The organism is Streptomyces sp. DH12 (assembly GCF_020873895.1).
In the GTDB taxonomy this organism is placed as follows: domain Bacteria; phylum Actinomycetota; class Actinomycetes; order Streptomycetales; family Streptomycetaceae; genus Streptomyces.
The window spans coordinates 1-662 of the sequence record NZ_JAHWGT010000362.1 but is presented as its reverse complement, the minus strand read 5'-3'; the positions used below and the strand labels follow the sequence as shown (position 1 = coordinate 662).

Sequence of the window (662 nt, the reverse complement as noted above, 5' to 3'; positions counted from 1 at the left end):
GCACTGGGCCACCGGCCCGGAGGGCTACGCCGACCTCGTGGCCGCGGCCCTGCTGGAGCAGTGCGAGCAACTGCTGCGGGAAGGGCTGCGCCGGGACTACGTACGCCGCCAGATCCTGGAACCGGTCCTGCGAGGCCGCCTGGACGTCGTGGCCCAGACGACCCTCCGTTACGGACAACTGGACAAGCTGCACATCCGCAGCGTCGACCGGGAGACGGATATCTGGGACAACCGTGTCCTGGGAACCGCGCTGCGAGTGGCCTGCGCCCTGACCACGAGTCCCGACTTGGCCCGCCACCTCCGCACCATCGCCGACGCGTTCCCCAATGCCACGCCTCCCGAGGCCGCCCTCCGAGCCCTGGACCGCACCCGGTACACCCGGTTGAACGCCCGCTACCGCGCCGCACACACCTGGGCCCGGCTGCTGCTACGCGGGGGCGGTGTGACGGACATCCTCACCGACCACGGCACCGCGGCGGACGGCCTCCTGCTCGCCATGCCCGCCCTCTGGGAGGCCGTCGTCCGGCGCCTGGTCGCCGATGCCGCCGGCGGTCACGGCGGGCACGCCGTTGCTGGCGGCGGCGCGGCAGGCATCACCGTGCGGGGCGACCTCGGTATCGTCTCGGCCTTCCGGCCGGACGTCCTGCTCAGCCTTCCCGACC

The 662-nt window shown here is 73.1% G+C and carries 1 pseudogene; it reads left to right on the top strand.

The features are described 5' to 3' along the window. Positions 1-662 (top strand): annotated as a pseudogene (locus LPA54_RS34565) (McrC family protein); the annotation flags it as partial.